General features: G+C 35.6%; 8 protein-coding genes and 1 pseudogene. All 9 read left to right on the forward strand.

The features are described from left to right. Nucleotides 1-390: 390 nt before the first annotated feature. A complete protein-coding gene (locus I6F65_RS20635) occupies nt 391-1260 on the forward strand; it encodes a hypothetical protein (protein ID WP_197114696.1) in 870 nt (289 codons plus the stop codon). A 116-nt stretch (nt 1261-1376) separates the two neighbouring features. Then, a complete protein-coding gene (locus tag I6F65_RS20640; RefSeq protein WP_197114697.1) occupies nt 1377-1982 on the forward strand; it encodes a hypothetical protein in 606 nt (201 codons plus the stop codon). Between the two features lie 165 nt (nt 1983-2147). Beyond that, on the forward strand, nt 2148-2873 hold the full coding sequence (locus tag I6F65_RS20645) for a hypothetical protein (protein WP_197114698.1): 726 nt from the start codon (nt 2148-2150) through the stop codon (nt 2871-2873). Between the two features lie 112 nt (nt 2874-2985). Beyond that, on the forward strand, nt 2986-3447 hold the full coding sequence (locus I6F65_RS20650; protein ID WP_197114699.1) for a hypothetical protein: 462 nt from the start codon (nt 2986-2988) through the stop codon (nt 3445-3447). Nucleotides 3448-3481: 34 nt separating this feature from the next. Then, on the forward strand, nt 3482-3973 hold the full coding sequence (locus I6F65_RS20655; protein ID WP_197114700.1) for a DUF6795 domain-containing protein: 492 nt from the start codon (nt 3482-3484) through the stop codon (nt 3971-3973). 17 nt (nt 3974-3990) lie between these two features. Then, nucleotides 3991-5160, forward strand: a complete 1170-nt coding sequence (locus tag I6F65_RS20660) for a lipase family protein (RefSeq protein ID WP_197114702.1) — start codon at nt 3991-3993, stop codon at nt 5158-5160. Nucleotides 5161-5548: 388 nt separating this feature from the next. Next, the gene (locus tag I6F65_RS20665; protein ID WP_197114704.1) at nt 5549-5995 is read left to right on the forward strand and encodes a hypothetical protein; all 447 of its coding nucleotides are present in this window, start codon (nt 5549-5551) and stop codon (nt 5993-5995) included. Between the two features lie 219 nt (nt 5996-6214). Beyond that, nucleotides 6215-6616: a hypothetical protein gene (locus tag I6F65_RS20670; RefSeq protein WP_197114706.1), complete on the forward strand. Its 402-nt coding sequence runs from the start codon at nt 6215-6217 to the stop codon at nt 6614-6616. 94 nt (nt 6617-6710) lie between these two features. Beyond that, nucleotides 6711-6922 (forward strand): annotated as a pseudogene (locus I6F65_RS20675) (hypothetical protein); the annotation flags it as partial.

Raw genomic sequence — 6922 nt, forward strand, 5'->3', positions numbered from 1 at the left:
AAAAACATATAAGATCAAAATTGGCTGTGCACTTCAACTGTTTTTTAAACTACCTTATTGATTTATATTATCAAATTGTGGGGATTCCTCAGGGTCAAATCTTGACTTCATACATCTACTTTCATTATGTTGAATTTAGAAAAAACAAAGAAAATAACAAAGACACCCACTTTAAATAGTGGGTGTTAATTTACTACTAACACGTTGTACTTGAACAACATAACACTAAAGAAAAGGACTCTTCGATGCCAGCAATGAAATTAATCCAATCGGTAGGAATTGGCGGCGCAAATAAAAAATAACCAAGACACCCACTTTAAATGGTGGGTGTTAAATTACTACTAATACGTTGTACTTAAACAACATAACACTAAAGAAAAGGACTCTTCGATGCCAGCAATGAAATTAATTCAATCAGTAGGAATTGGCGGCGCAAATAAGCCAGACGATGTAAAAGCAGTACAAACCGCTTTAAATTCACTTCTTTCCCTTATAGCGCCCACTAGAAAACTTACCGTAGACGGTCGTTTAGGCTCACGCCCTGAAAACTCTAAAACCGTGGCGGCTATTAAGTTATTTCAAAGCAAAGTGGTAAATATGGTACGCCCAGACGGGAAAATAGATCCAAATGGACGCACCCATAGAAAAATCAACGAAAAGCTAGCGAGTGCTGTAACAGCTGCGATTGTTCCAATATCTGGCAATTTAAAAGTAACATTAAAACAAAATATGAAGAAATATGAAGGTAATATTCCTCATATGTATTTAGACACAAAGGGCAAGGTAACAGTTGGTGTTGGTCATTTATTAAAGGATGTTGAAGCGGCAAAAAAAGTACCTTTTACCTTTCGTGATACGGGTGCCGTTGCCTCGGTAAAACAAATTGAAGATGAATTTAAACTAATTAAATCAAAGCCTTTTGGGAGTCAAGCTGCTCCTTTTTATAAGCCTTTCACTAAATTGGTCATTACAGAGGCAGTAAGGGAAGCTCAAGTTGAACAGCATATAAGAACATTTGAAAGTGAGCTTAAAATTATTTACGGTGCGTCAGAATTTTCAAGTTACCCTAACGATGTAAAATTAGCGCTATTTGATATGATTTTTAATTTAGGTATGCCTGAGCTTAAAGACGAGTTTCCAAATTTTAATAAACATATGAAAGTACGTGATTTTAAACAAGCAGCCATTGAATCAAATAGAAAAGATGTATCAGCTGAGCGTAATACTTATGTCCGCAACCTATTCAAGAGTGCAAAATGATAAAAAAAACGACTTTACTTATATGTATTAGTATCTCTAGTACAGCATGTGCAAATATAAAAGAAAATAAAATAGCTCCAACATATAGTTTAGAGAATAAAACTAATGGGTATTTTATGGAACCGGAAGTTTTAGAAACGCCGGAACAGGTGAATGCTTTATTTAGTAAAAACTGGTTTTATTCCTATGAGGTTGTTTTAGATAGTAAGCCAGCTATTAAAGTTGATAGTTGTAAAGTTTTATCTAAAGCATTGCAAGAGGGCTATAAATCAGCAAATTATAAAGAGCAGGTCGCGTTACTAGCTACTAATAAAATATGTACCACGTGGACTGATATGGGGAAGTTAAAGCCTTCAAAAGAAAGCTTTTTAAGTTCATTTAAGCACAGTTTAGCATTACCAAAGCAAATGCCGCCTGAGCTCGCCTTAATTATTTCGAACGATGATGAGCGCCGCTTAGCAAAAGCGAGTAGCTGGGAAGAAATGAGCCACATTGCAAAAGTGGAACCAGTAAATGATGACCAAGCTATTTATTACGACAATAGTGGTGGTATTCAAAGGTTAACAATAATGGCGAAGGGTGATTATAACCAAGATGGTATTGAGGACATAGTTTTGCATTTAGCAAATGCAGTTGAACGTGGAAGTTATTCTTCTTCTTATAGTTATATTGTGACACGACTAGTTGCCGATGCACCTTATACGCTAATTAAGCAGTTTTAATCACTTAAAATATAACAATATAACAATGACACCCATCTTAATTTTTGTTTGGTTAAGTTGGGTGTGTGGTTTAGTTTTTACAAGGTATGTTACTTTATAAAGCGGTTATTGAGTTGACCTAAAAGAGATGTACTACTGAATGTAATACTTATTTTTAAGTGCAAAATGATGAAGAAATTAATTTTACTTGCATGTATTAGTATCTCAAGTACTGCATGTGCAGAAATAGAAAAGAATAAAATAGCACCGACATATAGCGTTGAAAATGAAACAAAAGGCTATTTTGGTGAACCAGTAACATTAGAGAACCAAGAGCAGGTTAAGGCTCTAATTGATAAAAAATGGTATTTTGAAGAAAACCTTCTTAAAGACGGTAGCCCTAATAAAGTAGTTACTAGTTGTAATGGTTTATCAAGTGCTTTAGAAGAAGGCTTTAACGGACTTAGTTACCGAGATCAAGCTGTTATAAAAGCAATGAATAAAGTATGTGTAATATGGGCGCATATGGGGGAGCTAAATGCTTCTGACACGAGCTTTTTGAGTGACTTTAAGCACGACTCGGCACTGGCTAAACAAATGCCGCCGGAGTTTGCTTTAATTATTTCAAACGATGATGAGCGCCGCTTAGCAAAAGCGAATAGCTGGGAAGAAATGAGCCATATTAAAAAAATGGAGTCATTAAATAAAGACCAAGCTATTTACTACGATAACAGTGGCGGTATTCAAAAGCTTACGGTTATGGCGAAAGGCGATTATAACAACGACGGTATTGAAGATATGGTGTTGTATATGGATAACAGTGTTGAAGAGGGGAGTTACGGCTCTACTTATGGCTATGTGGTAACACGATTAGCCGCCGATGCACCTTATACGTTAATTAAGCAGTTTTAATCACTTTGTATTGCAAATGTATATTGGCATAAAGCATTCATTTAAACCGTGAGTGCTTTATATTTACTTATTATGCTTATTTTAAAACCGATAATTTAAAGGAATATTTATAATGATTGATTTTGACGTAATTGAGCAAGTACTCAGTTCTAACTTTAATAATAATGCGATGGGGTTATGCCGCGATTTATTTAACGAAAATCCTGAGTATCGTTACAATCATAAGTTTGATAAAGCATCTGTAGTAATGCCAGAAAAAGGTGTGTCTGTTACTTTTGAAAAAAAAGCGGCTGAGTGCCTGTTTTTTCATTTTGATGGCGATGATAATGTCGATATTGCATCGTGTGCGCTTGATGTTATTTTTTTAAATAAAAACTCGACCCCTGATGACGTTAAAAACAAATATAAAGAATATAACGTTGTTGAAGCGCCTTTAAACTCTGACGAAGAGCATTCAAAAATAAAACATACGTATACTTTTACAATAAATAAAACGTGTATACGTGCGCAATTTAATGACAATAATACGCTATCCCTGTTAAGCGCTACGAAAGAAGAAAGCACGCCCTTGTAATGGGTAAAAATAAAGACAGAGGTTTACAATAATTATGTTAGGTTTAGTAAAAACGTATAGTGTGCATATGTGCTCAGAAGTTGAAGGTGCAGTTACTTTGAACGGCGAACCCGTTGAGGGAGCTATAATTAAGCGTAGTTTAAAGTTTGCCCATAAAGTTGAAAAAGAAGATCAGGTAAGCACTGGTTCAACGGGATCTTTTTATTTGCCAGAAGTTGTTATTGATTCAAAAATACCTGGGGATATGTTTTCTCATGAGGTGACACTGCAGTTAATAACGGTTGAACATAAAGGCGAAACGTTTGAGCTTTGGAATTCAAAGCTGCCAGGCATAAGTGAGCCAATTGAATACAAACAAAAATTACTTAGCTTAAACGGCGATTTAACGACGCCTAAGGTTAACTTTGCATTTCCAAATTATGCTGATGAAAATTTAGAGTTTTGTGCGTCGAGTATTTGTAGATGGCAAAACGATTTTGAAATTTATGAAACTGATGATGGTATTGACCTCTTCAAAGACTTTTAAACTATAAAGGGATTTACATGAAAATTTTAGCACCTAATGTAGCCGTTCAATTAGCCGAGTTTGCGTACGATAGTATTGGAGTAGCGTCGGGTAAAAGTACTGGCATTGAACCTAACAGAATAATAAGTAAACACTTTGCGTTTGATGCAAGTAAATCGACATTAACAGGCGTGAGCGGTACGGTAGCAGAGCATGTTTTGAATCACTCTACAGGTTTTGGTTTTTTTGGTTTAGGTAAAGCAGACGGTAACCATAAAGGTGAAATGGTTATTGCTTTTAGAGGCACGGCGGGCATTGCTGATACATTAACTGATTTACATTGTGGTGTAACGGTTGGTCCAAATTATAAAACGGTACATGCGGGTTTTAACAGAACGTTCGAATCAATTAAATTACAGTTAGCTAACCTGTTAAATAAAGCTGGAAACCGTCCGGTTCATTGTGTTGGTCATAGCCTTGGTGGTGCATTAGCTACATTAGCAGCAAGCTGGATTAAAGATCAATATAAAGTACCTGTAAAACTGTATACCTTTGGCTCTCCGCGAGTTGGTTTTAATGCATTTGCTACGCAAGTTGAAACAAGTTTAAACGGTGTGTATAGAGCGGTGCACAGAAGCGACCCTGTTACTATGGTTCCCGTTTGGCCATTTATTCATGCGGGTGACGAATATAGATTAAGCACGTGTGTTTCTTTAACGGGCGCATCACATAAAATAGGTGGCGACTCGCCAGGTTACATTAATACAGCGTCTAAATACAAAGACTACAAGAGTATGCAAAAAGGCTCGATGTCTAATTTATCGCTTACTCGCCTCAAATACAGTAACCGCCACCATGCTACGTTTAATGCGTTATGGGCAGACAAAATTACGAATGCTTTACTTACGCTACTGCGCGAAAGTGGCAAAATGACAAGCATTTTGGCGCAAGGTGCCGTAGGCGGTGCGTTAACTTTATATGATACATTGGCGCGCGCACTTGTTGAGATATCTAAATTGTCTTCTAAGTACGCAGAAGACAGTAAAGGTTTGATTGGACACATATTAAACTTTGTTGGTAAACCGGCTGTATTGGTTGTTGATGTAACCTATAAACTAGCAAAAGACGCGTTATATTGGATGCTCGAAAAGCTAAATACCCTTGTAAAATCGGCTATACAAATGGCGCCATACGTAGGCTTTGGCTAATAGCACTTTAAGTAATAGCACTTTAGTAAACACCCACATTAAACAGTGGGTGTTTAAAGCTATTTAACTGTTATTTTAGAAAATACTGCAATATTGATAAAAAGCTTTTTACAGCTAGCCATAAAACGCGATTAAGCAGCTAGCTGGTGGAGCTTACAATTTTAGCTATATATCCCAGAGCAAATCGTTTTAAAGCAACTTTTTAATACTAAGTTTTAAGCCGCTTTAAACACATTAAGATTACTTATCTTTTTCACAGTATTGCTATTACTCACTCACAGTAAATATTTTTAAAGCTTTCGCCCTGAAAGCTTTAAAGCCGCTGTTGCTAATAGTTAATTTGAAACAAAGTGATAAACACGATTAGCCAATTAAGAAGTAGTTAGCAATGAGCATATCCATAAAAATAATATTACCCTTTTTAATATCATTTGGTTTATCTGTTCAGGCTTTTGCCAAAACAAAGGAAAGCATAGAGTTAAATGGGTTTAAAAACGCGGTTGAAAACACTCAATATGTTGCGAAAGTAAAAATCACTAAAATTGAAACTTTTAACGAAGATAATGGATTAGACAAACATGTTTACTTTGCAAAAGTATTAGCCACCTTTAAAGGCAAAGAGCTTGAGCAGATAAATTATCACATGTTTGTTGAGCGCGGCGAAGATGCTGTTTTTAATTCGACTCCAGTATACGTAGCTTTGTGTGTTGACAGTGAAGGCACATATTGTTGGCCCGGTACGGGCTCCCAATTTGCAGCTACTCCCGTATTAAAAGCGTGGTTAATAAAAAATAACTTAAACGATATGGACTCTACTGAAAGTTGGTGTAATTAGCTAACACAGTAGACACAGCGCTAATTTAAAATTGACGGCATAATTAGCATATCAACGATGTATTACTTAACACTAGCTTTTAAGGTGCTAAGTTTAATAAGTTATTTTATAAGGCTTAATGATTATTAAAGCACGTGATTTGAAAATACAGCACTTGAAAGCTTGAAATTTAATGTTAATAAGCAAAAAAGAGTAATATGGAAATTTAAAGGGCATAGGATGAATTATTTATATGTATGTATTTTAGCCATTTTTAGTTTTAACTGTGGCGCAACGTCGTTGGTTATTAAATCTTCATTTTCAAACAAAAATGGCACATATGCTTTTTTTGATGAGCAAATTAGTTTAACCCAAGCTAAAGATTTCCTAAGCTTAGAAACAAAAATATGGTCTTACGAATTTGATTTAGAATCACCCTCTGGAGAGTTTGAAAAGGTCGAAACATGTAAGGTGTTAACAAAAAAAATTGAAGATGGATATCAAGCTTTTAGATACTCTGAACAAAAGGTTGCAAATGCAAGAAGACTCACGTGTGAAATGTGGCGAGTTATGAGCAAACTAACGTCTTCAGACATTTCGTATGTAAGTGGCTTTGAACATGATTTGAATTTGCCAAAATGAAATTAACAAAGACACCCACTTTAAATGGTGGGTGTTAAATTACTACTAACACGTTGTACTTAAACAACATAACACAAAAGAAAAGGACTCTTCGATGCCAGCAATGAAATTAATCCAATCGGTAGGAATTGGCGGCGCAAATAAACCAGAAGATGTAAAAGAAGTACAAATCGCTTTAAATTCACTTCTTTCTCTTATAGCACCTACTAAAAAATTAGTTGTAGACAAGCGTTTAGGCTCACGCCCTGAAAACTCTAAAACGGTCGCAGCTATTAAGTTATTTCAAAGCAAGGTGGTAAATATGGT

Origin of the sequence: Pseudoalteromonas sp. SWXJZ94C (assembly GCF_015864385.1) — a bacterium.
Classification (GTDB): domain Bacteria; phylum Pseudomonadota; class Gammaproteobacteria; order Enterobacterales; family Alteromonadaceae; genus Pseudoalteromonas.